Raw genomic sequence first — 25,457 nt, 5'->3', positions numbered from 1 at the left:
CTTTGTCGGGGGTTTTTGCTCTCGATCAATGCCGGGGTTGAGTAATGCGGCCACGAATGCCCGCCACGAATAACGCCGGCGGGCGGATTTTCAGCATTGATCCGTATGCCGCTACAACTTCAAGGGGAGTAGCCATGAGACGGCCAGTGCCAACGCAGCGCGAGCGCACCTTCCAGGCGGACGAGATCATTGTCAGCAAGACCGACAGCCGCGGCTGGATGACCTATGTGAACGACGTTTTCTGCCGCGTCAGCCTCTACAGCGAGGCCGAACTGCTCGGCCAGCCGCACAGCCTGATCCGCCACCCCGACATGCCGCGCGCCGTCTTTCATCTTCTCTGGCAGCGCATCCAAGAGGGCAAGGAGATCTTCGCCTATGTGAAGAACTTGGCGCGCAACGGCGACTACTACTGGGTGCTGGCGCATGTCACGCCCAGCTTCGACGGCCAGGGCCGCATCGACGGCTATCATTCCAACCGCCGCTGCCCGGCGCGCGAAGCAATCGCCACCGTCGAGCCGCTGTATCACAAGATCCGCGCCGAAGAAGAGCGCCATGACGACCGCAAGGCAGGCCTGCAGGCCGGCATTGCCGTACTGGAGGATGCGCTGGCTGGGCTTGGTCTCGATTACGACCGCTTCGTGCTCGGGCTGGCGGCGTCGCACATGGAGACCGCGGCATGATTTTCTCCGCCCGCCGTCACCGCGACGCCTTGCGGGAGATCGACGCGCTCTGCGCCCAGGCCGCGCGCGGCGATCTTTCCGGCCGCATCCTGCATCTGGAACGCTACGGCGATCTGGCGCCGACGCTGACGGCGTTCAACCGGCTGCTCGATCTGACCGACGCTTATATCCGTGAATCCAGCGCCGCCATGGCCTATGCGGCGGAAGGCAAATACTACCGGCCGTTCCTGCTGACCGGCATGGCGGGGCAGTTCCGCGCCGGCGCGGTGGCGATCAATGGCGCGCGCGACGTGATGGCGCGCAATGCCGAAGCGGCCGAGAAGCTGCAGGCGGAAACCACCGCGCTGGTGGAAGCCGCCGCCGCCGGCAATCTCGACGGCCGCCTGTCGCTGATGGGCCGCGAGGGCGCGATGCGCCAGTTGGCTGAGAGCGTGAACACGCTGATCGCGCGCAGTGGCAGCGTGATCGCCAAGGTCGCTGCCGCGATCAGTGCGCTGGCCCATGGCGAGATCAGAACGCAGATCGACGGCGATTATGGCGGCATCTTCGGCGAGCTGAAGCGCAACACCAACCGCACGATTGAGATCATGCGCGACGTTGCCCATGCCCTGGCGCGCAACGTCGCCATCGTGCGCCAGACCTCGCAGGAGATTTCTACCGGCAGCCGCGATCTGGCGGTGCGCACCGAAAGCCAGGCCACCGCGCTGGAGCAGACCGCCGCCTCGATGCACCAAGTCACCGTCGCGGTGAAGCAGAATGCCGACAATGCGCAGGAAGCAACGCGTCTCGCAGTGGCGGCGCGCGACATCGCGGCCACCGGCGGCAGCGTCGTGCGCGAGGCCATTGCGGCGATGGAGCAGATCGAAGCCAGCGCCAGCAAGATCGCCGACATCGTTACGCTGATCGACGAGATCGCGTTCCAGACCAACCTGCTCGCGTTGAATGCAAGCGTTGAAGCGGCGCGGGCGGGCGAGGCGGGCAAGGGCTTTGCCGTTGTTGCGCAGGAAGTGCGCGCGCTGGCCCAGCGTTCGGCCAAGGCGTCCAAAGACATCAAGGGGCTGATCGAGGAATCCGACCGCCAGGTCCGTTTCGGCGCCGGGCTTGTGAAGCAGACCGGCGGCTCGCTGGACGAGATCGTCGCCGCCGTGGACAAGGTGCAGGACATCGTCGCCGACATCGCCACCGCCAGCCAGCAGCAATCGGCTGGCCTGGACGAGATCAATATCGCGGTGGCGCAGCTCGATGAGATGACGCAGCGCAACGGCAGTCTGGTCGAGCAGACCGCGACCCTGGCGCAGCAGCTTGCCGATCAGGCCGAGGAACTGTCGAAGGTGGTTGCCTTCTTCCGCCTCGATGCGCTGGCGGCTTCAGAGCAGACACTGCCGGAGCAGGCCGCGCTCCAATCGCCCGCGCTCCAATCAGCCGTGCCGCAATCACCCGTGCCCAGTCCCGCGCAGTGACACGCGTCTTGTGAGTCAGCTTCCCAAATGATCGGCCCTTCCGGTAAGGCCCATCCGGAAATGCACTACTGCTGCGGGTGCTCTCCGCCTGCGGAGCAAAACTCCATATATGATCGGGTCGATAACGTTATTTCCAGAAAATTGCATTGAGTTTCAATTTCTTAATTGTGACCATCGGCACTTTTTGTTTGTCAGTCTGCGAAAAACCCGGTCATATGAATGCAACTAAGAAGGGTTTTGAATTCCCCGATGAACGAGATGATCACCGCTTCTCCCCTGCCTCCGACCTGCCAGCGCTGCGGACAGGAGGGCCGCGCCTGCCGGATGCAGCTCGTGCACCTGCATCATTACTGGTCGCAGAAGCGGGGCGGCCGGCGCTTCCCCTCGCGCAGGGACATCGATCCGATCGAGCTGGGGCCGATGCTGCCCAACATCTATCTGGTCGACGTGCTGCCCGGGCCGCAATTCCGCTACCGCCTGGCCGGCAGCGACGTGGAGGAGATTCACGGCCAGAGCCTGACCGGCAAGACGCCCGCCGACATCCGCACGCCTGAAGTCGCGCGCCTGATCGAGCAGCAATATGTCGAGGCGCTGAAGGAACGCGCGCCGCGCTGCGACCATCTCACGCTGATCGGCGAGGACGGCAGCTACTGGCATTTCGAACGCCTGATCCTGCCGCTCTCCGATACCGGCGAGGACATCAACATGTTCCTGTGCGGCATCTACCGCACCTGATTTCAGTTTCGCGCGCTGAATCTGGCGACACGCTGATGCGGCGACGCGCCACCTGTTTCATGCGGCCGAGCGCACAGCACACCGCATCGCTCAACAGCGCCGCTTCGTCCGGCCGCCGTCACTCATACATTTGCTATTCCAATATCTTCATCGTCCCCCCGGGGCTTGGCCCGGGGGGCTCACGCAAAAAGGGCGCCCATCGCGGCGCCCTTTTTTGTCGTCTGTCGGAGATCTTCAACGCTTCACGGTGTGGCCTTTTAGCTGCCGCTTGATAAATGTTCCCGGTCGGCATAATGCCGTATGCAATCATTGCGGGCTCACGCTAGAATTCTACTACCCTTAGGGGTTATTCTCCGAAGATAGGGGCAGAGGGAGCAGACCCGCGTTGAGAGAGGTTTAATGCTTCGCGGCGCATGAAAGCGTGGTGAAGCAATTTTAAGCGCGGAAATAATCATGGCTGAGACGCAAATTGAGTGGACCGACGCAACTTGGAATCCAGTTGCTGGTTGTTCGATCATCACTGCGGGGTGCACGAACTGCTACGCTATAGAAATGGCGAGGCGGCTAGAGGCTATGAATGTTCAGAAATACTCTGGCCTAGTTCGCAAAAGCGTATCAGAAGTCTGATCCCAATGCGGTGGCGAAGCAGTTAAGACACTTAGATTTCTCCACCAAAGACCTTGAATCTTTAAATGAGCATATGAGCCGTAATTCATGGTTGGGGGCAGCGGAGAAATTGGTGTTCGAGGCGTTTAAAGGGGGTGCGCCTTTTGTAAGCCCATTCTCAATCAATAATCCCGATGGGTGGAGATATTGGCTAATACATTTTGCGAATTCATATAGAGCCCGCCAAGTCTACAATAACGTTTTGCATGACAACGCTAGTAGTCAAGCGCACTTTGGTCGTTCTGGGTTAAATATGCTCGCATACGACCCGGAGCACGAAAATGGTTCTTTGTACTTGTTTGATGTCTCTGGAAGAGAGGCGGCTAAACGACAGTTACTCGATGATATTCCACGTTTAGTAACTGATCTCGGAGACGCCGTAGGTGTCGAAGCATTTTATGAAGAGATTTATAACGCGACGCCTGCTCATGCAGACGATGTTCATACTGCAATTATAGAGAACCCGGATTTAGAGGTCATTACATCTATGGGCGGTGTTCGACGCAAGGCCAATACTATAACAGTTGGGGATACGATCCGGATGAAAATGCAAAAAAGTTTTTTTCCCTCTGTTTCTTGGAAAAAGAAAAGACGAATAACTGTCACAAACGACTGTACGATCACCTATCCACCAGCAGTACCTTTACTCCTCACCCGCACCTCCCCCTCCAGCGTCCGGTGCACTGGGCAGTTGTCGGCAATCTCCAGCACCCGCGCGCGCTGCTCATCGGTCAGCGCGCCGTCCAGCGTGATCGCCACGCGGAACTCGTCGATATGGCCGTCTTTGGTTTCGCAATCGGCGCAGTCCTTCGCATGAATGCGGTCGTGCACCACATGCACCCGCGTCCGGGTCAGCGGCAGATTCTTGCGGTTGGCATAAAGCCGCATGGTCATCGCCTTGCAGGCGCCAAGCGCCGCCGCCAGCAGATCATACGGCGCCGGGCCTGAATCGAGGCCGCCCATGCTCTGCGGCTCGTCGGCCATGATCACATGGCGGCCAATGCGGATGCGCTGCTGAAACAGGCCCTGGCCGGTTTCCTCCACCACAACGCCCGACTCGGTCGCGGCCCCTGTGTCTTCGGCTGCGCGCGCCACTGCTTTCGCGTCTCTCATCGCGGCCGAGGCCGCATCGGGCAGGTAACGCGAGGCCCAGGCGGCAATCACATGCGCCGCATAGTCCGCATCCGCCGCGCGGCTTAGGAAATGATCGGCATTGTCCAGCGAGACGAAGCTTTTCGGATGCTTCGCCGTGGTGAAAATCTGTGCCGCATTGTCGATGCCCACCACGCCATCCGCCGGCGCATGCATCACCAAGAGCGCGCGGCGAAGCTGCGCGATGCGGTCCTTCTGCTTCTGCTGGCGCAGATCCTCCAGCATCTGTTTGCGGATGGTGAACTGCCGCCCGCCCAGTGTGGCTGTGGCCTCGCCCTTCTGCTCGATCTCGGGCAGGGCATCGAGGAAGTGATGCTCCACATGGGCTGCATCGAAGGGCGCGCCAATGGTCACCACGGCCCTGGCCTCTTCGATATGTCCTGCGGCGGCCAGCACGGCTGCCCCGCCCAGGCTATGCCCGATCAGCAGGCTCGGCGCCCGATGCGTTTGCCGCAGGTAATCCGCCGCGGCGATCAGGTCGGCCACGTTGGAGGAAAAATTCGTGCTGGCGAAATCGCCGCCGCTGCCGCCTAAACCTGTGAAGTCGAAGCGCAGCACGGCGATGCCGCGCGCGGCCAAGGCGCGCGAGACTTTCACCGCCGCCGGCGTGTCCTTGCTGCAGGTAAAGCAATGGGCGAACAGCGCAAAGGCAACCGGCGCGGAATCGCCTTCCGGCATTTCCAGCCGCGCGGTCAGCTTCGCGCCCAGCGATCCTTCGAAATCGACCTTGCGGCTTTCCATGACGCTTCCTCCCCTGACGTGCGACCCAAGCCAATTATCAAGCCAACTATAACGGCCGCTGCAGTGCGAAATGAGCGGAAAAACGCGGGCGCTGGTTTTGTCTGAAGACAGAGAAACGACGATGGTGTGAGAAAACGGCGACGCCGGCTTAAACCGCTTCCAGCGCACAATGCTGCGTTGCTTCGGTAGCGCCGTCTTACGAGGAATTGAGCGAAATCGCGGGTATTTCCGCATTCCGCCACGGCATCGCCCTGATAATCCCGGCCTGCCGCCCTATATAAAGAAAACAGGACGGCGCATTATCTCACTTCGCGTGCGGCAGGGGAGATCGCCCCGGCATTGTTAAGCACCGCGCCATCCGCGCCTGACACCGGATATTCAAAGCCATGTCCAGCCCGCACCCATGGACGCGCGTGGCCGGAAATGGCGGGCGATTCATCCAGTTTCCAGAGTTCATTCCATTCAAGAGGAGCATTCCGTGGCTCAGAACATATCCACCGACGAGGCCCGCCGACGCGCGGAAGCGCGTTTCGAAAAGATCACCCAGCGTGAGAAGGAAGCCGCCGAATCCATGGCGGCCGAGCAGGCACGGCAGAAAGCGGTGGCGGCAAAAATCGAACGGCTGCGCAGCCTGCGTCTGGCCAAGGAAGCCGAAGACCAGGCGGCCGCAGCCCTCGAACTCGCCTATGCGCCGCCCGCACCGCCCAAGCGCAAACGCAGGACCGCCGCCAAGGGCTGATTCTTTTGCTCCAGTGAGGGTGGCGAGGAACAGGGCGGTCCCACCTGTCTTGACCCCAGCTTAAATGTACTCTATATGTTCTTGTGCCGTGGCCCGGTTTCCGGGGCGCGGCTTTTGGCATGTCCGCTGGCTTAAGCCGCGGGAAGAGCTGGGAAATCGGGAAGCAGCCGGAGCGGACGGGAAGCTTTGCGAAGCCTAGCGGATGAAAATGGATGAAAATGGATTGAAATGAACTGAAACGGATCGAAACGGATTAAAGGAACCCGAACGAATTCAGATGGTCCCGGATGGCTCCGGACAGACCGCAATGGCGCACAGCGGGCAAAAAAACGAAGAGTGTAAGAAGAGTAATAATAATAAGAAGAGTAATAAGGAGTAAGCCGTCACCCCGGGCTTGCCCCGGGTCCCATTAAGTAATGCGTCCCCGGGTTTTGCCGTTTTCGCCCAGCCAGCGCCCCGGCCTCAGCCGAACCGTTCGCGGGCCAGTCTGGCGCCCTCGCCGAGTGCGTTGAGCTTCTTGCGGGCCACCTCGAAATCCAGCGGAGCGAGGCCGCAATTGGTGCAGGGGATGATCTTCTCCTTGGGCACGAACTGCATCGCCGTCTTGATCGTGTCGGCGATGTCCTCGGGCGTTTCGATCTGATCGGTGGCGACGTCGATCACGCCGACCATCACCTCCTTGTCGCCCAAAAGGCTCATCAGGCTCGGCGGCACTTTCGAGTTGCGGCATTCCAGCGACACCTGGTCGATGCGGCTTTTCGCCAGCGCCGGGAAGAAGTCTTCATACTGACGCCATTCGCTGCCCAGCATTTTCTTCCATTCGATATTGGCCTGGATGCCGTAGCCGTAGCAGATATGCACCGCTGTCTTGGTTTTCAGACCGTCGATGGCGCGGTGCAGGGCCTCGATGCCCCAGCCTGCGGCCGCGGTGGTATAGGCGTTGAAGGCCGGCTCGTCGAACTGGATGATGTCCACGCCGTCCTTCTCCAGCGCGCGGGCCTCCTGGTTCAGCAGATCGGCGAAGGCCATCGCCATCTTGATGCGGTCGCCGTAATGCTCGTCGGCAATCGTGTCGATGATGGTCATCGGACCGGGCAGGGTGAACTTCACCTTGCGCTTGGTATGCGCGCGCAACAGTTTCGCTTCCGCCTCATGCGCCCGGCCTTTTAAGGTCAGCGCGCCAACGACGCGCGGTACCATGGCCTTGTAGCGATTGTCGCGGATGCCCATCTCCACCTTGTTCTGGAAGTCGATGCCGTCGACGAATTCCAGAAAGCCATGCACGAAATGCTGGCGCGACTGTTCTCCGTCGCCAATCGTGTCCAGCCCGGCATCTTCCTGCAGCTTGATCCACAGCAGCGTCGCATCGCGCTTGGCTGTTTCAAGCTCCCCGCCTTCGGCCTTCCATTTCGGCCACAGCTTGTGCGTCTCGGCCAGCCAGCCGGGTTTCGGCAGGCTGCCGGCGACGGCGGTGGGAAACAGGATCTGTGCGGCCATGGATTTTCCTCCCCAATGCAAGAAGCCGGGAGATTAGCAGGCCGCCTGCGAAACCAAAACCGTCATGCCGTTTGCTGCTGCCGATCGGGGAACCGGGCAGCGAAGACGTCCTTGGCCGCGAACAGCCCGTTGAGCGCTGCGGGAAAGCCGGCATAGACGGCCATCTGAATGATCGTTTCGATGATTTCCTCCCGGGTCAGCCCGACATTCAGGCCGGCCTCGATATGGACCTTCAATTGCGGAGCCGCGGTTCCCATCGCCGTCAGCGCCGCGATGGCTGCTATTTCGCGGGAGCGCAGATCGAGGCCGGGGCGACTGTAAATGTCGCCGAACGAAAACTCGAATATGTAGTCCGCGAAGTCGGGGGCGATGTCGGCCAGAGCGGCAATAACATTATGGCCTGCCTCGCCATCGATTTCAGCAAGCGCCCGCTTTCCGCGTTCCAGCCGGCTTTCGCCTGTATTGGAGGAGTGATGCGTCATAATCCTTCAGCCTCTGTTCCTTGCCGGCATATCCGGCAATCTTGGTGTCGAGGACGAGAAGGCAGGCTTGCAGTTCGGCCACACGGGCACGGACGCGCTCGCGATGCTGTTCAAGCAACAGGCGGCGCTCTTCTTCCGTGCTGGCGCCGCGCTCCCGTAACGCCGCATAGCGCAGCATTTCCCGGATGGGCATCCCGGTCGTTTTGAGGCGGTCGAGAAACTCTATCCAGGTCAGGATCGATGCGTCGTAGTCGCGTTGGCCCGATTGGTTCCGGTCGGCATGCGGCAGCAGCCCGATCCGCTCATAGTAGCGGATCGTGTGGGCCGACAGTCCGGAACGCCTCGCCAGTTCGCCAATCTTCATGCAAGCCTTTCCTTCGTCACGACGCCCGGAAAGCTACCGGTTAGAGCGCGCTCTAAGTCAAGAGGTAATTCGCCGTCTCCTACCGCCACTCCTCCTTGGGGATGACGGTGATGTGACCGTTGGCTTCCAGCACGGCGTATTTTACCTGCGCGAGTGTCTCCAGGCCCCACAGCTCGCGCGCGGCCTCCAGAACGTCGTCTTCGCTGATCCGGGCGCGCTCCAGCCGCTGTTTCAGCACGCGGCCATTCTCCACCACGATCATCGGCACGCCTTCCACCATGCGATCCAGCTTCGGAAACCGGTTCTTGGCCAGCGAGAAGACAATGTCGATGGCAATCAGGCTGACGATGATGATCAGCGCATTGGTGACGGAGAAATCGTCGCCCAGCAAAGCCTGCTGCGTCGCCTCGCCGATTACCAGCAGCAACACGAAATCGAAGCTGGTCATCTGGGAAAAGGTGCGCCGTCCAGCGATGCGGAACACCACCAGGAGGAAGATGTACATGGCAGCAGCGCGAAGAACGATGTCCATGGCGGCCTCACTGGATGTCAGGGATAAATGAAAATGTTCAGTTTCACGGGCGCAGCGCTGCCAGCCAGGCCAATCCGGGCCGTCAGCCATCCAGTCTGCTCAGAGCGCAAAGTGACATGCACCAGCAGCGGAGATGCGGCATCGCTGCCGGCGCGGAACAGCCATTCCAGACCGCCGGTCTGCATGCGGCTTTCGGCCGGTGCGGGCTGCACGGTTTCGATGGTGAAGTTGCGCGGCAGCGCTTCATCGAGGCGGATGACGACATCGCCCGCCACCGGCGGGGAGACGCCGATGGTCAGCCGCGTCATCGCGCCATTGCGGGCGAAGCGGTGGTATTCGACAGTCAGCCGGCCATCGCCATCCTGCGCCGTGGCCGCGCTCAGCAGGCCATGGCCGAACAGCCCGGCCGCGGACAGCAGCAGCAGCACGACCAGAACCACCCAACCGATGCGCTCCGCCCTCCAGGTCTTGCGCTGAAACGCCATATCCTCGGTGATCGGATGCTGGCGGTCGGACCATTCATCTGAATGTGGGGGCTTTTGCGGGGGGATTTTGCTCACGGCGCTGAAACACCGTGAGAAGAGGCGAAGTTCCTCTCGCGTCTTCAGCCGGTCACGTCTTCAGTTGGTTACCGGGCGAGCTCGGGCTGCTTTGCCGCTTCAGGCAGCGCGTAAGAGGGAATCTGGAATTGCCGCCGGTAATGGCCGGGTGATGCGCCGGTCAGCCGCTTGAACAGGCGGCGGAAGAAGGCGGGATCTTCATAGCCGACCTGCCAGCCGATCTCGTCGACCGGATCATTGCTGCTTTCCAGCCGGCGCTTGGCTTCCTCGATCCGCAGATGCTGCACATAGACAAGCGGCGCGTAACCTGTCGCATTGGTGAAGCGGCGCTTGAAGGTGCGTTCGGCCAGACCTGATCGCCGCACCATTTCTTCCACTGGGTCCGCCACCGAAAAATGCGTGGTCAGCCAGGTCTGCGCGTCCAGGACGGCGGCATCGCCATGATCGCGCCGGCCCTCGAAGGCAATGAAAGGCGCCAGGCCGTCGCGGTGCCATTGCAGGGCATAGAATTTCGCCACCGCCCGCGCCGTCGCTTCGCCGCTGTAGCGCGCAACCAGATACAGCGCGAGATCGTGCCAGGACATCGACGCGCCGCAGGAGACGAACTGGCCGCGGTCGCCGGCAATCACCAAAGTCTGCTCTGGGTTCACCGGCACGTTCGGAAACAGCTTGCGGAAATGCGGCCCGTAAGACCAGTGCACCGTGCTGCGCCGGCCATCAAGCAATCCGGTCTCGGCGATTAGAAAGATTCCAGAGCAGGCCGAGCAGAGTATCGCGCCGCTCTCGTCATGCTGCCGTGCCAGCCAGTCGACCAGCGCGTTATAGCGGCCGGTCTTCCAGGCGTTCATGACCAGCGCCGGCACGATGACAATATCGGTGTGATCCACATCACGGAAACGGCGATGCACCTGGATCGGCGTTCCGCCAGCCACCGTTAGCTGTCCGGGCATCTCGCCAATCACCTCCACCTGAAACGGCGTCGCGTCGGGCAGGCCGGGGATGATGTCCTGCATCTGCGGAAAAGCGTTCAGCAGGTCATACATGCCGAACATGACTGAAGCAGAAGCTTCGGGTATCGCGATCAGGCTGACATGGAGCGGGCCGTTGGCAGGCGGCTGGGTGGCGGTCATGGCGGCGTCTCGATGGCACGATTGGACCGGTATTGACAGGTTACGCTCTCGTTACCGGCAGTGGCAATCGCCATTCTGCGCAGCCCCCGTCCCGGGATTATCCGGGACTGCCCCCCAAACGGAATGGTGTCAGTCATGAACATTCATCAGCATGCGAATATCGATCCCCAGAAGCTGGAAAACCTGGTCGGCATGGCGATCCGCGATCTTTCAGGCAGCAATGGCGGCGTGATGATCACGCTCGGCCACAGGCTCGGCCTGTACAAGGCGCTGGCGCATGGCGGACCGCTCAGCGCAAGTGAAGTCGCGAAGCGCGCCGGCTGCGCCGAACGTTACGTGCGCGAATGGCTGAACTCGCAAGTTGCGGCCGGCTATCTGCTCTATCATCCGGCGACGCAGCGCTACGAGATGACGTCCGAGCAGGCGATGATGCTGGCCGACGAATCCAGTCCCGTCTTCATGCCCAATGCCTGGATGATCGCAGCCTCGCTCTGGGCCGATGAGGACAAGGCGGCGGAAGCCTTCCGCACCGGCAAGGGCGTGCCCTGGGGCGATCATGACGGCCGCCTCTATTGCGGCGTCGCCGCCTTCTTCCGCAACGGCTATCAGGCGCATCTGGTGCAGGACTGGCTGTCGGCGCTGGATGGCGTGACGGCCAAGCTGGAGAAGGGCGCCAAGGTAGCCGATATCGGCTGCGGCTATGGTCATTCCACCATCATCATGGCGCAGGCCTTCCCGAATTCGCATTTCTGGGGCTTCGATGCGCATGAAGGCTCGATCTGCGAAGCGCGCCGCCACGCCGAAGAGGCCGGCGTTGCCGACCGCATCACCTTCGAGGTGGCCAGGGCGACCGATTACGCGCCGCGGGATTTCGACCTGATCTGCTTCTTCGACTGCCTGCACGACATGGGGCATCCCGACAAGGCGCTCCAGCATGCGGCAAAAAGCCTGGCGAAGGACGGCACCGTGATGCTGGTCGAGCCGTTTGCCAACGATCATGTGGAGGACAACATCAATCCGATCTCGCGCATGTATTACGGCGCGTCATCGATGCTGTGCTGTGCCCACGCGATCTCGGAAAAGGGCAATTACGTGCTCGGCGCCCAGGCCGGCGAGGCGCAGCTCGCGCAGGTCGCCAAGGCGAGCGGCTTCAGCCATGTCCGCCGCGCCACCGCAACGCCTTTCAATCTGATCCTCGAAATGAGGCGCTGAAATGATCAGCCTGATAAACGTCGTCCATTTCCGGCAGGACGAAGGTCGTCACGTCCTCGATAGCCTGGGCCGGTTCGCCGACCGCGTGCGGGTCTGGCGGCGGCGCAGCCGGGCCCGGCGGCAGCTGGCGCAGCTCGACCGGCGCATGTTGCGTGACCTCGGGATCGATCCGGTGGCCGTGCAATATGAAATCGCCCAGCCCTTCTGGGTGGGCGAGCAGCCGTTGCGCGATTGAAGTGGATGCGGCAGCCCGGTTGCTCCGGGCTGCCGTCTTGTCCGAAGCCGTGACACTTACGGGACAGGCGACAATATTTTTTGACCGCCCGATGAGGACGGCCCTAGAGTTTCGGGACAGAAAACAAAAACATCGGAGGAAACCATGTCGCTGTCCCGGATATCGCTGTCTCGAGTATCACTGTCCCGAATCCTGACCGGCTTATCGGCCGCGATCCTGTTCTCGATGTCCTTGACGGCAGGGGCTTGGGCACAAAGCAAGCCGGCGGTGAAGGATCTCGGCGCCGCGCCGGCATCCGTCATCTATATCGGCAACAGCTTTTTCTACTACAACAACTCCATGCACGGGCATATCGCCCGCATGGTCAGCGAAGGCCTGAAGGGCCATAAATACCGCGGCTCATCGGTGACGATCAGCGGCTCGGGCCTCGACTGGCATGACGTCGCCTCGTATTTCCGGCCCGACGGCATCGGCAAGTATTCCTTCGTCGGCGACAACGAGGTCGTGTTCAACCCGCCGACCGACAAGCTGTTCGAAGCTGCCGTGATGATGGATTGCAGCCAATGCCCGGTGCATCCGACGCTCAGCAAGATCTTCTGGGAATATACCAAGAAGCATGCCGATACCGTGCGCCAGCATGGCGCCAAGCCGGTCTTCTTCATGTCCTGGGCCTATCAGGACAAGCCGGAGATGACCGAGTTGCTGGCCGAGGCCTATACCAAGGCCGGTAACGACAACAATGCGCTGGTGATCCCGGCCGGCCTTGCCTTTGCGCGCTCCATCGCGGCGCGGCCCGACCTCAACCTTTATGTGCCGGACAAGCGGCATCCCAGCCTGGCCGGCACTTATCTGGCCGCTGCGACGACCTATGCGACGCTGTTCAACCAGTCGCCGGTCGGCCTGAAATACGATGCCGGGCTTGGTGCCGACATTGCCGCGCATCTGCAGAAGGTCGCGGACGAAACCGTGAAGCAGTATCTCGGCCGCTGATAACCGGAACCGGCCCAATAAAAAGGCGGCGGAGACAACTCCGCCGCCTTCTTCTTTTGCTCTGCTGTTTCTTATTCTGCCGCGACAGCCTCGCGCTGGGCTGACAGCACGCGCTCGGTCGGCGTTGTGTTCATGAACAACTGCATGATGCCCGCTGCAGCGCCGATGGCCGCCGCCAACTGCCAGGCCAGCGTATACGAGCCAAGCGCATCATAGATCACGCCGCCGGCCCAGGCGCCGAGGAAGCTGCCGACCTGATGGCTGAAGAAGGCAATGCCGGTCAGCGTCGCCAGATAGCGGATGCCGAAGATCTGCGCCACCAGGCCGTTGACCAGCGGAATGACGCCCAGCCACAGCGTGCCCATCACGGCAGCAAAAAGCAGCGTCGAGAACTGGCTGACCGGCAGCATGAAATACAGCGCGATGGCGGCCGAGCGGACCAGATAGATGATGCCCAGCAGCCAATGCTTGTGCCAGCGGTCGCCCAGCCAGCCGAACAGCCAGGAGCCGAAGACGTTGAACGCGCCGATGACGGCCAGCGCCTGCGCGCTCAGCATCGGATCGGCACCGCAATCGGCCAGGAAGGTGGGCAGGTGCGTGGTGAGGAAGACAAGCTGCAGGCCGCAGACGAAGAAGGCGCTGGCCATGATGATATAGCCGCCATGGCTGGCCGCTTCGCCCAAAGCCGTGCGCATCGTCTCGTTGCTGCCATGAGATTCAATCGGCACGGCATCGGCGCGGCCGCCCATCAGGGCCGCCGGCAGCATCGCCGCGGCAAGGCCGACGAAGACGAACATCGCCATCTGCCAGCCGCTGCTCTGGATCACGCCCTGCGCCAGCGGCGCGGCGAAGAAGGTGCCGATGGAGCCTGCCGCCGACACCAGGCCGAAGGCGAGGCTGCGGCGCTCGGGGCGCACGACTTTGGCGGCGATCTTGGCGGCGATGCCCGACGTCGTGCAGGCCAAAGCTACGCCGATCATCACGCCCGAGCCCAGGGTCACCATCCAGGCGGCCGTCGCATAGGCGGTCAGGATCAGGGCGCCGGCATACATCACGCCGCCGAACAGGGCGATCAGGCGGGTGCCGAAGCGGTCGACCAGCGCGCCGGAAAACGGCTGCGCGATGCCCCAGACGATGTTCTGCACCGCCAGCGCGAAGGCGAAATCGGCGGCCGAAATGCCGATATCCTTGGTGATCGGCTGCATGAACAGGCCAAGGCTCTGGCGCATGCCCATGGCAAGCGACAGCATGACGGCTGCGCCGGCCAGGATCGACACGCTCTGGGTCATGTTCAGGGATGGGTGATGGAAGGGGATGCGGGCCTGGGAGGCGGACATGACGTTATCTCTGTTTCACATCGCTATTTTACAGTCTCGGGCGGGCAGATCATGCTGCGCGACGGCGACGAAGTCCAGTCCGGGCTTCATGCGGCGCTTGACCGCCAAGTGGATCGAATTGCTTCGATTCTTGCCCTCAGATTAGGAAACCGGCGGGCGCCGGGGAGATGGCAATTGCGCCCAGCCTCTGGGTATATTTGCACAGAGCGCTGCGTTATCTGGGGATCGCTGCCATGATGGACTGGGACGATATCCGGGTCTTTCTCGAACTGGGCCGGCAGGCATCGCTGTCGGCGGCGGCCCGGCGGCTGAAGGTCGACCATTCCACCGTGGCGCGCCGCATCGCCGCGCTGGAGCAGCGCCTGGGGCTGAAGCTGTTCGACCGCCTGCCGCGCGGCTATGCGCTCACGCCTGAAGGCGAGGAGCTGATGGCCACGGCGGCGCGGATGGAGGCCGAGGCGCTGGCCCTGCAGCGCCAGGCCAGCGGCGCCGTCACCCTGCATGGACAGGTGCGCATCAGCGCGCCGCCCTTGCTGGCCAGCCATTTCCTGGCGCCGCATTTCATCGATCTGCGCCGCTCGCATCCCGATATCCAGATCGATCTGTCTGGCGATGTGCATAACGTCGATCTCGCCCGCCGCGAGGCGGATATCGCCCTGCGCATGATCAAGCCCGGCGGCGACGGGCTGGTGGCAAGGCGGATCGGCGCAATCGGCTTCGGTCTGTATGGTGCGCGCGCGTATCTGCGGAAAACCAAGCCGAAGGACTGGAGCTATATCGGCTATAACGACCGCTTCGCCCATCTCGACCTGCATGGTTTTCTGCGTGCGCAGGCGAAGGGACAGCCGCTGGCCTTTGTGTCCAACGACATGGGCAGCCTTTATCAGGCGGCGCGGGTCGGCATGGGGATCGCAGTCCTGCCGCATTACATTGGCAGTCGCGATCCGCTGCTGCGCCGGGTGCCGAGCGAAACCAGCGCGACTGACCGCGAAATGTGGCTGGTGGTGCATCCCGATCTGCGCCGCGCGCCGCGCATCCGCACGGTGATGGATTTCCTGGTCGGGCTGTTTGAACGGGAACGCCGGCTGCTGCAGGGCGAAGTGGCCGCGGCGCCGCGGCCCGCCCTTGCCAAGCTCCGCGCATAATGCTGAGGTAAGGCAACCTCCCTACAGATCTCAAAACGAAGAGCAGACATGAGCAAAGACCTCCTGCGCGAGCTTGCTGCCTATCGCGACGAACTGACGGCAATCCGCCACGACATCCACCGCCATCCCGAAACCGCTTTTGAGGAGAACCGCACGGCCGACATCGTCGCCGCCAAGCTCACCGAATGGGGGATTGCCGTCCATCGCGGCCTGGCCAAGACCGGCGTGGTCGGCACGCTGAAGGGCAAGCGGCCGGGGCAGCGCGCCATCGGGCTGCGCGCCGATATGGATGCGCTGAACCTGCAGGAGAAGAACACCTTCGCGCATCGCTCCGTCTATGACGGCAAGATGCATGCCTGCGGCCATGATGGCCACACCACCATGCTGCTCGGCGCCGCCAAGCATCTGGCGAAGAATCCCGATTTCGCCGGCACGCTGCATTTCATCTTCCAGCCCGCGGAAGAGGGCGAAGGCGGCGCGCGGGTGATGATCGAAGAAGGCCTGTTTGAGAAGTTTCCCTGCGATGCCGTCTATGGCATGCACAACATGCCGGGCATTCCGGCCGGCAAGTTCGCCATCCGCCAGGGCCCGATGATGGCTGCCTCCGATACCTGGACGGCGATCTTCCGCGGCACCGGCGGCCATGGCGCGATGCCGCATATGGGCACCGATCCGGTGATGCCCTCTGCCGCCTTCATCACGGCGACGCAAAGCATCATCGGCCGCAATGTCTCGCCGCAGCATGCGGCGGTGGTCAGCGTCGGCCATGTCGCCGCCGGCTCTTTTGGTTCGCCCAACGTGATCCCGTCGCAGGTCACCATTCGCGGCACGGCGCGCAGCTACACGCCAGCCGATCGTGATCTGCTGGAGCGCCGCCTGGGCGAACTGGTGCAGGGCATCGCCGCCGCCCATGGCTGCACCGGCGAATACGATTACCTGCGGCGCTATCCGCCGCTGATCAATGCGCCCGAGCAGACGGCCGTCGCCATCAAGGCGGCGCAGGCCACGGTGGGCGCGGATCTGGTGGATGGCGAGACCGAGCCGCTCACGGGCGCGGAGGATTTTGCCTTCATGCTGGAGAAGAAGCCCGGCGCCTATATCCTGCTTGGCAATGGCGGCAGCGTCGAGGACGGCTCCTGCCATTACGTGCATACGCCGCATTACGACTTCAACGACGAAGTCACGCTGACCGGCGTCGCCTATTGGGTCAATCTGGTGCAGGCGGAACTGGGTGCGCCCTGACCGGGTGCGCTTGCTAGATCATTTTCCGGTGCCGAAACTGTAGCCAATGCTCAAGCCCACGCGGCCCTGGGTGGCCGAGCCGGCCTGATCGACGATGGGCGAATCCGCTGCATCGCCTTCCAGGCGGTCGACGCCGGCAAAGCCGCCGAGCGCCCAGCCATCGCCGAGCTGATAGGTGAGCGATGCGCCAAGGCCGTAGGAGACGAACACGCCGTCTGCCTCGTAACGCTGATAGCCTGAGCGCGCCGCCTGATTGGCATCGATGCCGAAATAGCTTTCGGTGAAATCGCGGCTGCCCAGCGACAGCTTCGGACCCAGGCTGAGCTGCGTACGGTCGTTGAACAGCGTCGTCCAGGTAAAGAACAGATCGCCGATCACGCCATCGTGGCCGCCGAAACCCTGGCGGATTTCCGCGCCCATGGTGAAGGGCCGCAGGTCGTAATGCACGAAGCCGCCGATCTCGCCGGCCGGATCGACATCGCCCAGTCCATGAAGCGCTGCATCGTCATCCTGATCGCGGCCGCGGCGGTATTTCAGCACCGGGCCGGCGCGCCAGTTGCTGCCGGAGAGCAGATTGATCCCTAGGCCATCGCGGGTGGATAGAAACAGGCGATCGCGATAGCGGATGTCGATAAGCGGCAGCGGATCGAGATCGTAATTGTTCGATCCGAGATAGGTCGGCGCATAAAGCCCGCCGACGCCAAGGCTGAAGCGCCATTCGTCGCTTGCGCGATGGCCAGAATGCAGTTGCAGAACCGGCTCGCTGATCGGCGCCTGATCCTGCGGCGCGACAGGCACGGTCTGGGCCACCTGCGGCTGCGCCTCATGCGGTTGGGCGGCAGCGGGCAGGGCAGGGAGGCAGAGGATCGCAATCCCCATATGCAACAAAGACCAGAAACGGCGCATGGCTGTCCTGAAAGCTAGGGCTTCCACACCGGCGATCAAACACTGCATCAGGCAACACCGCTGAAGTGTGGTGATGCTGTGGCCAAAGGCGCCTCCGGTTTTACCCAAGCTGCTGATGTGGGCCCTGGGTGCCGCATTTCATTTAGCCTAGGAACGCCCAGGCCTGATGGTCAAACTATAATCTGATTATTTTCAGGTAGAATCAGGTTTTATTCTGATATTGATTTATCTATAATCATATTATATCCTGATTTCTAAAAGGGAAAATCAGGATATAATATGAAAAAGGACGCCAGGAAGAAAGCGCGTGAGCGCTTGGATGAGCGGCTCAGGGTGCTCAAACCTGTGGACCGGCTGCGCCCGCCGCCAAAAGGCTGGATACGGGCAATCAGGGATGCGATCGGCATGACCGGCGTACAGCTTGCTGTGCGGCTGGACGTCCGTCCGCAGACAGTCGAGGCTATCGAGAAATCAGAAGCGAGAGGCTCGATCCAGCTCAGCACGTTGCGCAGGGCGGCGGAAGCGCTCGACTGCACATTGGTTTATGCCCTTGTGCCAAACAGCTCCCTGGAGGAAGTGGTCAACGCGCGGGCCCGGAAGATCGCGCTGCGCGCGCTGACCCGCGTCGCCCACACCATGAAGCTGGAAGCGCAGGACACCGGTGACGCTGAGATGGAAGCACGTATCGAGGCCTATATCCGCGATCACATCAAGGGGCGTGATCTGTGGGAGGAGGCGTGAACGACGTCTTTGCGGAACCGGACGGTGCGACGCCGCTGGAGCCGGAGGAGCGCGACGGACTCCTGCAAAGCTGGATCACCCATCGGCGCGACCTCAACGAGGCGGAGGAGGAGAATATCCTGGCGTGTGCTGTGTGGGCACAAAGACTCCTTGGCCGAAAAAAAACGAAGGACATTCTGAGTATCAAATTTGCGCTGGACCTGCATAAGCGCATGTTCGGCAATGTATGGAAATGGGCGGGAACTTGCCGTACGACGGCGCGCAATATCGGGGTCGACGCCTACCGCATCCACGCCGAAATGGCGGCGCTGTTTGGTGATGTGTGCTACTGGGTGGAGCACAAAACCTATCCAACCGATGAAATCGCCGTTCGGTTGCACCATCGGCTCGTCGCAATCCATCCATTTCCAAATGGTAACGGTCGGCACGCGCGCCTGATGGCTGATCTTCTGGTCGAATGGCTTGGCGGTCAGCCTTTCAGCTGGGGCAGCGGCAGCCTTGCCGATGTCGGTGAACTACGTACCAAATATATCGAAGCCCTGCGCGCCGCTGACCGTCATGACATCAGACCGCTGCTTGCCTTTGCGCGGTCATAGCATTTTTCACGATCGATATGCTTGAAGTGTCCAGTCGAGTTACATTTTTCCGCAAGGCGTGAGTGAATTAATGCCCCAGCTTCGCGTAGCGGTTACGCATCGCATCGGCCAGCGTGCGGTCCCGCCCGGTGGCGCTGTGGCCGGTCTGCGTTTCCTTCACCGGCCGCAAATCGCCGTTCAGCGGGCGCAGCAGCAGGCCCTCGGGCCTGTCTTCGATGGAGAATTCGGTGCCGGCCTGCCAGCGATGGATCTCAAGCATGTCGCTCGGCAGACAGATCTTGCCATTTTTCTCAAGTTTCGCGGTCGCCATGGGTCCTCGCATCGGTGAGCGGCGCGGCCAGCAAAGCTGGCCGGGCGGTTGCGTTCAGGGGCGGTCCGAAGGCGGCCAGTGGAGCGCGAACCGCGCTGGCACACAAGAGGGTAGGAGTGCTAACCCGCGCGTGCCAGTTATCCCGCCTGCTGTCGCCCGGCCTGTCTTCTTGGCTGGCGCTCGACGCGGATATTCAGCGCCTTGATCCGTGAGGCGAGCGTCGTCGGCTTGACGTCCAGCAGCTCAGCCGCGCCGCCCGGGCCAAAGATCTTGCCGTTGCAGGCCTGCAGGGCGGCGATGATGTTGGCGCGGTCGCGCGCCCGCCTTTCTTCTTCGGTCAGCAAAGCCGGACGGGTCTGGTCGCTGACGGGCGCGGCGTGATCCTGCGGCGCGCTGCTGCTCTCGGGCAGCACGATGCGCAGGCGGCCATCGCGCGCCAGGATCGCGGCGCGCTCGATCACGTTTTCCAGTTCGCGCACATTGCCCGGCCAGTCGTATTGCATCAGGCGGCGCACATCGCCTTCGGTCAGCCGCAGATGATCGGTCTTCAGCTTGCGGTTGGCGCCCTGCAGGAAATGCTGCGCCAGCAAGGGAATGTCCTCGCGCCGCTCGCGCAAGGCCACGGATTCGATCGGCACGACATTGAGGCGGAAATACAGATCCTCGCGGAAACGGCCAAGCCGCACTTCCTGCTTCAGGTCGCGGTTGGTGGCGGCGATGACGCGGACATCGACTTTGCGCGTGCGCTCCTCGCCAACGCGCTCGAATTGTCCCTCCTGCAGCACGCGCAGCAGCTTGCCCTGCAGCTCGGGCGGAATCTCGCCGACTTCATCGAGGAACAGCGTGCCGCCATCGGCCAGCTCAAAACGGCCGACGCGGTCGCGCAGCGCCCCGGTAAAGGCGCCACGCACATGGCCAAAGAATTCGCTTTCGAACAATTCGCGCGGGATGGCGGCGCAGTTGACGCGGATCAGCGGGCGGCTGGAGCGGCTGCTGGCCTCGTGAATGGCGCGCGCAATCAGTTCCTTGCCGGTGCCGGATTCGCCGGTGACCAGCACGGTGGCATCGGTCGGCGCCACCAGTTCGATCTGGCGCAGGATGCTTTGAATGGCCGCAGACCGCCCGATGATGCCGCGATGCTTGCCTTCCAGGCGGATCTCTTCCTGCAGATAAGCGTTTTCCAGCTCCAGCCGCTGGCGCAGGTTTTCGACCTCTTCCAGGGCAGCGCGCAGTTTTTCTTCCGCCTCGCGCTTGTGGCTGACATCGCGGAACACCACCACGGCGCCGACCACGGCGCCGCGGTCGTGGATCGGCGTGGAGGTATATTCGACCCAGAAAGGCTTGCCGTCCTTGCGCCAGAAAACCTCGTTCTCAACGGTATGCACGCGCCCGTCGCGGAAGGCGCCGTAGATCGGGCAGTCATGGCCCGGATAGGGACGGCCATCCGCATGGGTGTGATGCACCATCGAGTGGATGTCCTTGCCGACCAGCTCTTCCGCCTTCCAGCCCAGCATGCGTTCGGCGGCGGGATTGACGAAGGTGGTCTTGCCTTCGGCATTGACGCCGTAGATGCCTTCGCCGGCGGCGCGCAGGATGAGCTGGTTCTCGCGCTCCACATCGCGGAAGAAGCGCTCGACCTGCTGCCATTCGGCGATGCCGCCGCGCACGTAAGCGTCGGCCTCGGTATCGACGTCATGGCGCCGCCGCTCTTCCAGATCGATGATGGTCAGCAATAGCCGCACCGGATCGCCGGGCAGCAGCGCGCCCTGATATTCGATCTGCAATTCGCGGCCTGTGGCATGGCGCGGGATCAGGCTGCGGGTCCAGTAGCGGCCCTTGGTCAGTACGGCCTCGGTGAAGACGATCAGCGCCGGCAGCTGCCCCGGATGCAGCGCGCTCATCGCCATCTCGCGCAAGGCTTCGCGGTCATAGCCCAGCAGCCGGCAGGCCGGCAGATTGGCGTCCAGCACCCGGTCGCTCTGCGGATCCAGCACCAGCATGCCCAGCGGGCTGGCCTCGAAGGCAGCGCCGTAAGCATGCGCCGCGGCGGACATCACCGATGTCGCGGGAAGCTCTGAATGAGCAGGAATTGGTGCGGCGTCCATCGGCCTCTCCGGTGGCCTCTCGATCAATAACTACGATCTATCGTAATCATAATTACGGAATTTCGTATACTACGAATTATCGTAATATGCCTCCGACGGCCTTACGGCGTGTAACGCTCGATTACCGCTGTAACCACACGCGCCCACAGCCTCTGGCACGGTCCTTGCTGCACTGCAACCAGGCAGCCACAGCAATCGGGGGAGAGACCGCGCCATGTCCTTGTTCAAGAATCCGTTCGATGCCGGCACGTCGCTCGGCGCCTGCCCCTGCGGGGCGCACCGCAGCCTGGCCGAGCACAATGCCGAATACGCCGCGCTGCAGCGGCAGGCCGAGCTTGAGACGGCCGCCGATGAGGAAAAGCGTCTGACCAATGCGGTCGATCAGGCCGTCATCCGCGCCATCCTGCCTGACGACATGACGCGCCGGCGCGTGCTGCATGCCATCGGCGCGGGTACCCTGCTGGCCGCTCTGGAGCAGGCCTTCCCGCTGGCCACCGCGCGCGAGGTGTTCGCGCAGGGCAAGAGCGGTCCGCTGGAGAAGAAGGATCTCAAGGTCGGCTTCATTCCGATCACCTGCGCCACGCCGATCATCATGGCCCATCCGATGGGCTTCTACTCCAAGCACGGCCTGAATGTCGAAGTGATCAAGACCGCCGGCTGGGCGGTGATCCGCGACAAGACGCTGAACAAGGAATACGACGCGGCGCATATGCTTTCGCCCATGCCGCTGGCGATCACCACCGGCACCGGCTCCAACCCGATCCCCTACACGATGCCGGCGGTGGAGAACATCAACGGCCAGGCGATCACGCTGTCGATGAAGCACAAGGACAAGCGCGATCCGAAATCCTGGAAGGGCTTCAAGCTCGCGGTGCCCTTCGACTATTCGATGCACAATTATCTGCTGCGCTACTATCTGGCCGAACATGGCGTCGATCCGGATACCGATGTGCAGATCCGCGCCGTGCCGCCGCCGGAGATGGTCGCCAACCTGCGCGCCGACAATATCGACGGTTTCCTGGCGCCCGATCCGGTCAACCAGCGCGCCGTCTATGACGGGGTGGGCTTCATCCACATCCTGTCGAAGGAAATCTGGGACGGCCATCCCTGCTGCGCCTTCGCGGCGTCTGAGGAATTCGTCAAGACGATGCCGAACACCTATCAGGCATTGCTCAAGGCGATCATCGAGGCGACCGCTTTCGCCACCAAGGCGGAGAACCGCAAGCAGATCGCCGAAGCCATCGCGCCGGCCAACTACCTGAACCAGCCGGTGACCGTGGTCGAGCAGGTGCTGACCGGCACCTTCGCCGACGGCCTCGGCAAGGTGCAGAAGGTGCCTGATCGCATCGACTTCGCGCCCTTCCCCTGGCACAGCTTCGCGGTCTGGATCCTCACCCAGATGAAGCGCTGGGGCCAGCTCAAGGGCGATGTCGATTACAAGAAGGTGGCCGAGCAGGTCTTTTTGGCGACCGACGCGGCCAAGCTGATGAAGGAGGTCGGTCTGACCCCGCCTTCGGCGACCTATGCGCCGGCGACGGTGATGGGCAAGACCTTCGATCCGGCGAAGCCTGAGGAATACATCGCCTCCTTCAAGATCAAGCGCGTCTAAGGCAGGACTGGTTCCATGCGTCTGTCGTTCCGATTACGCGCTGCGATCCTGTCGGTCGCGCTGCTCGCCGCCTTCCTGGCGGCGTGGCAGCTCGGCACGATGGGCGGCGGCGCTGCCAGCGATATCGATCCCGAATATGCCAAGCTGATGGGGCAGACGGCGGTCACCGGCAAATCCGCGATGCCCGGGCCGCTCGATGTCGGCAAGGTGTTGTGGAATCACATCGCCGATCCCTTCTACTACAAGGGACCGAACGACCAGGGCATCGGAACCCAGCTTGCCTATTCCATTCTGCGGGTCGGCATCGGCTTCGGTCTCGCGGTGATCGTTGCCGTGCCGCTCGGCTTCCTGATCGGCCTGTCGCCTTTGTTCCGCAAGGCGCTCGATCCGTTCATCCAGGTGATGCGCCCGGTATCGCCGCTGGCCTGGATGCCGCTTGCGCTCTATACGATCAAGGACAGCAACATCTCGGCGGTCTTCGTCATCTTCATCTGCTCGATCTGGCCGATGCTGGTGAACACCGCCTTCGCCGTCGCCAATGTGCGCAAGGAATGGCTCAATGTCGCGCGCACGCTGGAAGTCGGCACCTTCCGCAAGATCTTCCGCGTCATCCTGCCGGCTGCGGCGCCGACCATTCTCACCGGCATGCGCATTTCGGTCTCGATCGCCTGGCTGGTGATCGTCGCCGCCGAAATGCTCGTGGGCGGCACCGGCATCGGCTACTTCGTGTGGAACGAGTGGAACAATCTCTCGATTGCCAACGTGATCAACGCCATCCTGTTCATCGGCGTGATCGGCATGCTGCTCGATCAGCTGCTCGGCTTCCTTACCCGTCTTGTGACCTATCCGGAGTGAGGCAGCCATGAGTCAGCATTTCATTTCGGTCGAAGGCCTGAAGCGGCAATTCCCCGGCACCGACAAGGCGGTGTTCGAGGATCTGTGGTTCGGGATGGAGAAGGGCGAGTTCGTCTGCATCATCGGCCATTCCGGCTGCGGCAAGACCACCGTGCTCAACATCCTCGCCGGCTTGGACAAGCCCAGCGCCGGCGCCATCATCTTCGACGGCAAGGCGGTCGAAGGCCCCTCGCTGGACCGCGCCGTGGTGTTTCAGAGCCATGCGCTGATGCCGTGGATGAGCGTGCTCGACAACGTGCTCTTCGCCGTGCAGTCGCGCTGGCCGGACTGGCCGAAGGCAAAGGCGGTCGAGCATGCGCGCAAATACATCGCCATGGTCGGCCTGTCCGGCGCCGAGGCGAAAAAGCCCTCGCAGCTTTCCGGCGGCATGAAGCAGCGCGTTGGCATTGCCCGCGCGCTGTCCATCGAGCCGAAGACGCTGCTGATGGACGAGCCCTTCTCGGCGCTCGATGCGCTCACCCGCGGCACCTTGCAGGACGAAGTGCTGCGCATCCGCGCCGCCACCAATCTGACCGTCTTCATGATCACCCATGACGTGGACGAGGCCATTCTGCTGGCCGACCGCATCGTGCTGATGACCAACGGTCCGGGCGCGCGCATTGCTGAAATCCTGGTCAACACCTTGCCCAAGGATCGCACCCGCGAAACCCTGCACCAGCAGGCGGATTACTATCCGATCCGCAACCACCTGCTGGATTTCCTGGTGCGCCGCTCGAAAGCCTTCACGCCGCCTGCCGGCTGGGATGCGCGCAAGCCGCCGCATGTCCAGGTCGGCGGAACCGCCGGCGCCGCCTATAGCCGCTCCGTCGCCGCCGCCGGCGCGGAGTGATCGCCCGCACCGATTTTTATCGCGTGGTTGTTTGCACCCTAGTCCACTCGCCCAACTAGAAAGCACAGGAGAGAGATACGTGAAGCGCAGTGACGTCACCGAGAAGATTCTCGATATCAAACGGATGAAAGGCTGGAGCTGGAAGGAGATCACCAAGAAGATCGATCCCAAGCAGTCGCCTGTCTTCCTTACCGCCGGTCTGCTCGGCCAGATGAAGCTCGAACCCGCGCAGGCCGCCAAGGCCGCCAAGCTGTTCGGCCTGACCAAGATGGAGCAGAAGCTGCTGTCGGAGATTCCGTATCGCGGCTCGCTGCCGCCGGGTCCGCCGACCGATCCGCTGATCTATCGCTTCTACGAGCTGGTGCAGGTCTACGGCACCACCTGGAAGGAACTGATCCAGGAGGAATTCGGCGACGGCATCATGTCAGCCATCGATTTCAACATGACGATGGAACGCCTGCCCGATCCGAAGGGCGACCGCGTGAAGATCGTCATGACCGGCAAGTTCCTCGATTACAAGCGCTACTGATGACGGCTTGCGGCCCGT

Annotated in this window: 27 protein-coding genes and 1 pseudogene; 17 read left to right on the top strand and 11 right to left on the bottom strand. The window is 62.4% G+C overall.

Annotated elements, in window-relative coordinates:
* Nucleotides 1-134 precede the first annotated feature (134 nt).
* The 5 genes and pseudogenes from Q0603_RS00695 to Q0603_RS19295 form a co-directional block, all read left to right on the top strand.
* Entirely contained in the window at nucleotides 135-680 is a 546-nt protein-coding gene (locus Q0603_RS00695; protein WP_298720523.1) for a PAS domain-containing protein, read from the top strand.
* The gene (locus tag Q0603_RS00690) at nucleotides 677-2,140 is read left to right on the top strand and encodes a methyl-accepting chemotaxis protein (protein WP_298720520.1); all 1,464 of its coding nucleotides are present in this window, start codon (nucleotides 677-679) and stop codon (nucleotides 2,138-2,140) included. The genes Q0603_RS00695 and Q0603_RS00690 overlap by 4 nt, the downstream gene beginning before the upstream one ends.
* 249 nt (nucleotides 2,141-2,389) lie before the next feature.
* A complete protein-coding gene (locus tag Q0603_RS00685; RefSeq protein ID WP_298720517.1) occupies nucleotides 2,390-2,875 on the top strand; it encodes a PAS domain-containing protein in 486 nt (161 codons plus the stop codon).
* A 453-nt stretch (nucleotides 2,876-3,328) separates the two neighbouring features.
* Nucleotides 3,329-3,502, top strand: coding sequence for a DUF5131 family protein (locus tag Q0603_RS19300; protein ID WP_366132430.1), 174 nt, complete (start codon nucleotides 3,329-3,331; stop codon nucleotides 3,500-3,502).
* A 10-nt stretch (nucleotides 3,503-3,512) separates the two neighbouring features.
* A pseudogene (locus Q0603_RS19295) lies at nucleotides 3,513-3,695 on the top strand (hypothetical protein); the annotation flags it as partial.
* 470 nt (nucleotides 3,696-4,165) lie between these two features.
* Here the strand turns inward: Q0603_RS19295 and Q0603_RS00680 are convergent.
* On the bottom strand, nucleotides 4,166-5,434 hold the full coding sequence (locus tag Q0603_RS00680) for an alpha/beta fold hydrolase (protein WP_298720514.1): 1,269 nt from the start codon (nucleotides 5,432-5,434) through the stop codon (nucleotides 4,166-4,168).
* 478 nt (nucleotides 5,435-5,912) lie between these two features.
* Between Q0603_RS00680 and Q0603_RS00675 the strand changes: the two genes are divergently transcribed.
* Complete coding sequence (locus Q0603_RS00675; RefSeq protein ID WP_298720512.1) at nucleotides 5,913-6,173, top strand: hypothetical protein; 261 nt, start codon at nucleotides 5,913-5,915, stop codon at nucleotides 6,171-6,173.
* A gap of 462 nt (nucleotides 6,174-6,635) precedes the next feature.
* On the opposite strand, the gene Q0603_RS00670 is transcribed toward Q0603_RS00675, so the two are convergent.
* From Q0603_RS00670 to Q0603_RS00645, 6 genes are all read right to left on the bottom strand, one after another.
* Complete coding sequence (locus tag Q0603_RS00670; protein ID WP_298720509.1) at nucleotides 6,636-7,670, bottom strand: methionine synthase; 1,035 nt, start codon at nucleotides 7,668-7,670, stop codon at nucleotides 6,636-6,638.
* A gap of 62 nt (nucleotides 7,671-7,732) precedes the next feature.
* Entirely contained in the window at nucleotides 7,733-8,152 is a 420-nt protein-coding gene (locus Q0603_RS00665; RefSeq protein WP_298720506.1) for a carboxymuconolactone decarboxylase family protein, read from the bottom strand.
* Nucleotides 8,088-8,516, bottom strand: a complete 429-nt coding sequence (locus Q0603_RS00660) for a MerR family transcriptional regulator (protein ID WP_298720503.1) — start codon at nucleotides 8,514-8,516, stop codon at nucleotides 8,088-8,090. Before Q0603_RS00660 ends, Q0603_RS00665 begins: the two co-directional genes overlap by 65 nt.
* A gap of 79 nt (nucleotides 8,517-8,595) precedes the next feature.
* The gene (locus Q0603_RS00655) at nucleotides 8,596-9,048 is read right to left on the bottom strand and encodes a YetF domain-containing protein (protein ID WP_298720498.1); all 453 of its coding nucleotides are present in this window, start codon (nucleotides 9,046-9,048) and stop codon (nucleotides 8,596-8,598) included.
* 17 nt (nucleotides 9,049-9,065) lie between these two features.
* On the bottom strand, nucleotides 9,066-9,608 hold the full coding sequence (locus Q0603_RS00650; RefSeq protein ID WP_298720495.1) for a hypothetical protein: 543 nt from the start codon (nucleotides 9,606-9,608) through the stop codon (nucleotides 9,066-9,068).
* 68 nt (nucleotides 9,609-9,676) lie between these two features.
* Nucleotides 9,677-10,738 (bottom strand): helix-turn-helix domain-containing protein, encoded by a 1,062-nt coding sequence (locus Q0603_RS00645; protein WP_298720490.1) that lies wholly within the window; start codon nucleotides 10,736-10,738, stop codon nucleotides 9,677-9,679.
* A 135-nt stretch (nucleotides 10,739-10,873) separates the two neighbouring features.
* Here Q0603_RS00645 and Q0603_RS00640 point away from each other — a divergent pair, with 135 nt between their 5' ends.
* The 3 genes from Q0603_RS00640 (at nucleotide 10,874) to Q0603_RS00630 (ending at nucleotide 13,175) form a co-directional block, all read left to right on the top strand.
* Nucleotides 10,874-11,950 carry a class I SAM-dependent methyltransferase gene (locus Q0603_RS00640; RefSeq protein ID WP_298720487.1) on the top strand — a complete coding sequence of 359 codons (1,077 nt, stop codon included), beginning with the start codon at nucleotides 10,874-10,876 and terminating at the stop codon, nucleotides 11,948-11,950.
* Between the two features lies 1 nt (nucleotide 11,951).
* Entirely contained in the window at nucleotides 11,952-12,185 is a 234-nt protein-coding gene (locus tag Q0603_RS00635; protein ID WP_298720484.1) for a DUF1127 domain-containing protein, read from the top strand.
* Nucleotides 12,186-12,329: 144 nt separating this feature from the next.
* Nucleotides 12,330-13,175, top strand: a complete 846-nt coding sequence (locus Q0603_RS00630; RefSeq protein ID WP_298720481.1) for a hypothetical protein — start codon at nucleotides 12,330-12,332, stop codon at nucleotides 13,173-13,175.
* 71 nt (nucleotides 13,176-13,246) lie between these two features.
* Here Q0603_RS00630 and Q0603_RS00625 read toward each other — a convergent pair whose 3' ends face one another.
* Nucleotides 13,247-14,512: an MFS transporter gene (locus Q0603_RS00625; RefSeq protein WP_298720478.1), complete on the bottom strand. Its 1,266-nt coding sequence runs from the start codon at nucleotides 14,510-14,512 to the stop codon at nucleotides 13,247-13,249.
* Between the two features lie 233 nt (nucleotides 14,513-14,745).
* Here Q0603_RS00625 and Q0603_RS00620 point away from each other — a divergent pair, with 233 nt between their 5' ends.
* Both Q0603_RS00620 and Q0603_RS00615 read left to right on the top strand, forming a co-directional pair.
* Entirely contained in the window at nucleotides 14,746-15,657 is a 912-nt protein-coding gene (locus Q0603_RS00620) for a LysR family transcriptional regulator (protein WP_298720475.1), read from the top strand.
* Between the two features lie 48 nt (nucleotides 15,658-15,705).
* Nucleotides 15,706-16,899: a M20 aminoacylase family protein gene (locus Q0603_RS00615; RefSeq protein WP_298720472.1), complete on the top strand. Its 1,194-nt coding sequence runs from the start codon at nucleotides 15,706-15,708 to the stop codon at nucleotides 16,897-16,899.
* Between the two features lie 18 nt (nucleotides 16,900-16,917).
* Here Q0603_RS00615 and Q0603_RS00610 read toward each other — a convergent pair whose 3' ends face one another.
* Complete coding sequence (locus Q0603_RS00610) at nucleotides 16,918-17,805, bottom strand: MipA/OmpV family protein (RefSeq protein ID WP_298720413.1); 888 nt, start codon at nucleotides 17,803-17,805, stop codon at nucleotides 16,918-16,920.
* A gap of 279 nt (nucleotides 17,806-18,084) precedes the next feature.
* On the opposite strand from Q0603_RS00610, the gene Q0603_RS00605 reads away from it, so the two are divergent.
* Both Q0603_RS00605 and Q0603_RS00600 read left to right on the top strand, forming a co-directional pair.
* Nucleotides 18,085-18,546: a mobile mystery protein A gene (locus Q0603_RS00605; protein ID WP_298720410.1), complete on the top strand. Its 462-nt coding sequence runs from the start codon at nucleotides 18,085-18,087 to the stop codon at nucleotides 18,544-18,546.
* Nucleotides 18,543-19,142: a mobile mystery protein B gene (locus Q0603_RS00600; protein ID WP_298720407.1), complete on the top strand. Its 600-nt coding sequence runs from the start codon at nucleotides 18,543-18,545 to the stop codon at nucleotides 19,140-19,142. The genes Q0603_RS00605 and Q0603_RS00600 overlap by 4 nt, the downstream gene beginning before the upstream one ends.
* 67 nt (nucleotides 19,143-19,209) lie before the next feature.
* Here the strand turns inward: Q0603_RS00600 and Q0603_RS00595 are convergent, their stop codons facing one another.
* Nucleotides 19,210-19,452 carry an AbrB/MazE/SpoVT family DNA-binding domain-containing protein gene (locus tag Q0603_RS00595; RefSeq protein WP_298720404.1) on the bottom strand — a complete coding sequence of 81 codons (243 nt, stop codon included), beginning with the start codon at nucleotides 19,450-19,452 and terminating at the stop codon, nucleotides 19,210-19,212.
* A gap of 137 nt (nucleotides 19,453-19,589) precedes the next feature.
* Complete coding sequence (locus Q0603_RS00590) at nucleotides 19,590-21,557, bottom strand: sigma 54-interacting transcriptional regulator (protein ID WP_298720401.1); 1,968 nt, start codon at nucleotides 21,555-21,557, stop codon at nucleotides 19,590-19,592.
* 214 nt (nucleotides 21,558-21,771) lie between these two features.
* Between Q0603_RS00590 and Q0603_RS00585 the strand changes: the two genes are divergently transcribed.
* From Q0603_RS00585 to cynS, 4 genes are all read left to right on the top strand, one after another.
* Nucleotides 21,772-23,166 carry a CmpA/NrtA family ABC transporter substrate-binding protein gene (locus tag Q0603_RS00585; protein WP_298720398.1) on the top strand — a complete coding sequence of 465 codons (1,395 nt, stop codon included), beginning with the start codon at nucleotides 21,772-21,774 and terminating at the stop codon, nucleotides 23,164-23,166.
* Between the two features lie 15 nt (nucleotides 23,167-23,181).
* Nucleotides 23,182-24,021 carry a nitrate ABC transporter permease gene (gene ntrB / locus Q0603_RS00580; protein WP_298720395.1) on the top strand — a complete coding sequence of 280 codons (840 nt, stop codon included), beginning with the start codon at nucleotides 23,182-23,184 and terminating at the stop codon, nucleotides 24,019-24,021.
* Nucleotides 24,022-24,028: 7 nt separating this feature from the next.
* On the top strand, nucleotides 24,029-24,910 hold the full coding sequence (locus Q0603_RS00575) for an ABC transporter ATP-binding protein (RefSeq protein ID WP_298720392.1): 882 nt from the start codon (nucleotides 24,029-24,031) through the stop codon (nucleotides 24,908-24,910).
* A 79-nt stretch (nucleotides 24,911-24,989) separates the two neighbouring features.
* Nucleotides 24,990-25,439 carry a cyanase gene (cynS, locus tag Q0603_RS00570; protein WP_298720389.1) on the top strand — a complete coding sequence of 150 codons (450 nt, stop codon included), beginning with the start codon at nucleotides 24,990-24,992 and terminating at the stop codon, nucleotides 25,437-25,439.
* Nucleotides 25,440-25,457 lie beyond the last annotated feature (18 nt).

This window comes from uncultured Ferrovibrio sp., assembly GCF_937960835.1.
GTDB lineage: Bacteria > Pseudomonadota > Alphaproteobacteria > Ferrovibrionales > Ferrovibrionaceae > Ferrovibrio.
Note: the sequence above shows the minus strand (reverse complement) of the source record. Positions and strands in the feature narration are given on the sequence as shown.

Excerpts from the sequence above, each read along its gene's own strand:
- Q0603_RS00695 (WP_298720523.1), top strand. The coding sequence starts at position 135 with ATGAGACGGCCAGTGCCAACGCAGCGCGAGCGCACCTTCCAGGCGGAC.
- Q0603_RS00655 (WP_298720498.1), bottom strand. The coding sequence starts at position 9,048 with ATGGACATCGTTCTTCGCGCTGCTGCCATGTACATCTTCCTCCTGGTG.
- Q0603_RS00625 (WP_298720478.1), bottom strand. The coding sequence starts at position 14,512 with ATGTCCGCCTCCCAGGCCCGCATCCCCTTCCATCACCCATCCCTGAAC.
- Q0603_RS00645 (WP_298720490.1), bottom strand. The coding sequence starts at position 10,738 with ATGACCGCCACCCAGCCGCCTGCCAACGGCCCGCTCCATGTCAGCCTG.
- Q0603_RS00630 (WP_298720481.1), top strand. The coding sequence starts at position 12,330 with ATGTCGCTGTCCCGGATATCGCTGTCTCGAGTATCACTGTCCCGAATC.
- Q0603_RS00670 (WP_298720509.1), bottom strand. The coding sequence starts at position 7,670 with ATGGCCGCACAGATCCTGTTTCCCACCGCCGTCGCCGGCAGCCTGCCG.
- Q0603_RS00615 (WP_298720472.1), top strand. The coding sequence starts at position 15,706 with ATGAGCAAAGACCTCCTGCGCGAGCTTGCTGCCTATCGCGACGAACTG.
- ntrB (WP_298720395.1), top strand. The coding sequence starts at position 23,182 with ATGCGTCTGTCGTTCCGATTACGCGCTGCGATCCTGTCGGTCGCGCTG.
- Q0603_RS00610 (WP_298720413.1), bottom strand. The coding sequence starts at position 17,805 with ATGCGCCGTTTCTGGTCTTTGTTGCATATGGGGATTGCGATCCTCTGC.
- Q0603_RS00590 (WP_298720401.1), bottom strand. The coding sequence starts at position 21,557 with ATGGACGCCGCACCAATTCCTGCTCATTCAGAGCTTCCCGCGACATCG.
- Q0603_RS00605 (WP_298720410.1), top strand. The coding sequence starts at position 18,085 with ATGAAAAAGGACGCCAGGAAGAAAGCGCGTGAGCGCTTGGATGAGCGG.
- Q0603_RS00635 (WP_298720484.1), top strand. The coding sequence starts at position 11,952 with ATGATCAGCCTGATAAACGTCGTCCATTTCCGGCAGGACGAAGGTCGT.
- Q0603_RS00665 (WP_298720506.1), bottom strand. The coding sequence starts at position 8,152 with ATGACGCATCACTCCTCCAATACAGGCGAAAGCCGGCTGGAACGCGGA.
- Q0603_RS00595 (WP_298720404.1), bottom strand. The coding sequence starts at position 19,452 with ATGGCGACCGCGAAACTTGAGAAAAATGGCAAGATCTGTCTGCCGAGC.
- Q0603_RS00690 (WP_298720520.1), top strand. The coding sequence starts at position 677 with ATGATTTTCTCCGCCCGCCGTCACCGCGACGCCTTGCGGGAGATCGAC.
- Q0603_RS00640 (WP_298720487.1), top strand. The coding sequence starts at position 10,874 with ATGAACATTCATCAGCATGCGAATATCGATCCCCAGAAGCTGGAAAAC.
- Q0603_RS00620 (WP_298720475.1), top strand. The coding sequence starts at position 14,746 with ATGATGGACTGGGACGATATCCGGGTCTTTCTCGAACTGGGCCGGCAG.
- Q0603_RS00685 (WP_298720517.1), top strand. The coding sequence starts at position 2,390 with ATGAACGAGATGATCACCGCTTCTCCCCTGCCTCCGACCTGCCAGCGC.
- Q0603_RS00660 (WP_298720503.1), bottom strand. The coding sequence starts at position 8,516 with ATGAAGATTGGCGAACTGGCGAGGCGTTCCGGACTGTCGGCCCACACG.
- Q0603_RS00575 (WP_298720392.1), top strand. The coding sequence starts at position 24,029 with ATGAGTCAGCATTTCATTTCGGTCGAAGGCCTGAAGCGGCAATTCCCC.
- Q0603_RS19300 (WP_366132430.1), top strand. The coding sequence starts at position 3,329 with ATGGCTGAGACGCAAATTGAGTGGACCGACGCAACTTGGAATCCAGTT.
- Q0603_RS00680 (WP_298720514.1), bottom strand. The coding sequence starts at position 5,434 with ATGGAAAGCCGCAAGGTCGATTTCGAAGGATCGCTGGGCGCGAAGCTG.
- Q0603_RS00585 (WP_298720398.1), top strand. The coding sequence starts at position 21,772 with ATGTCCTTGTTCAAGAATCCGTTCGATGCCGGCACGTCGCTCGGCGCC.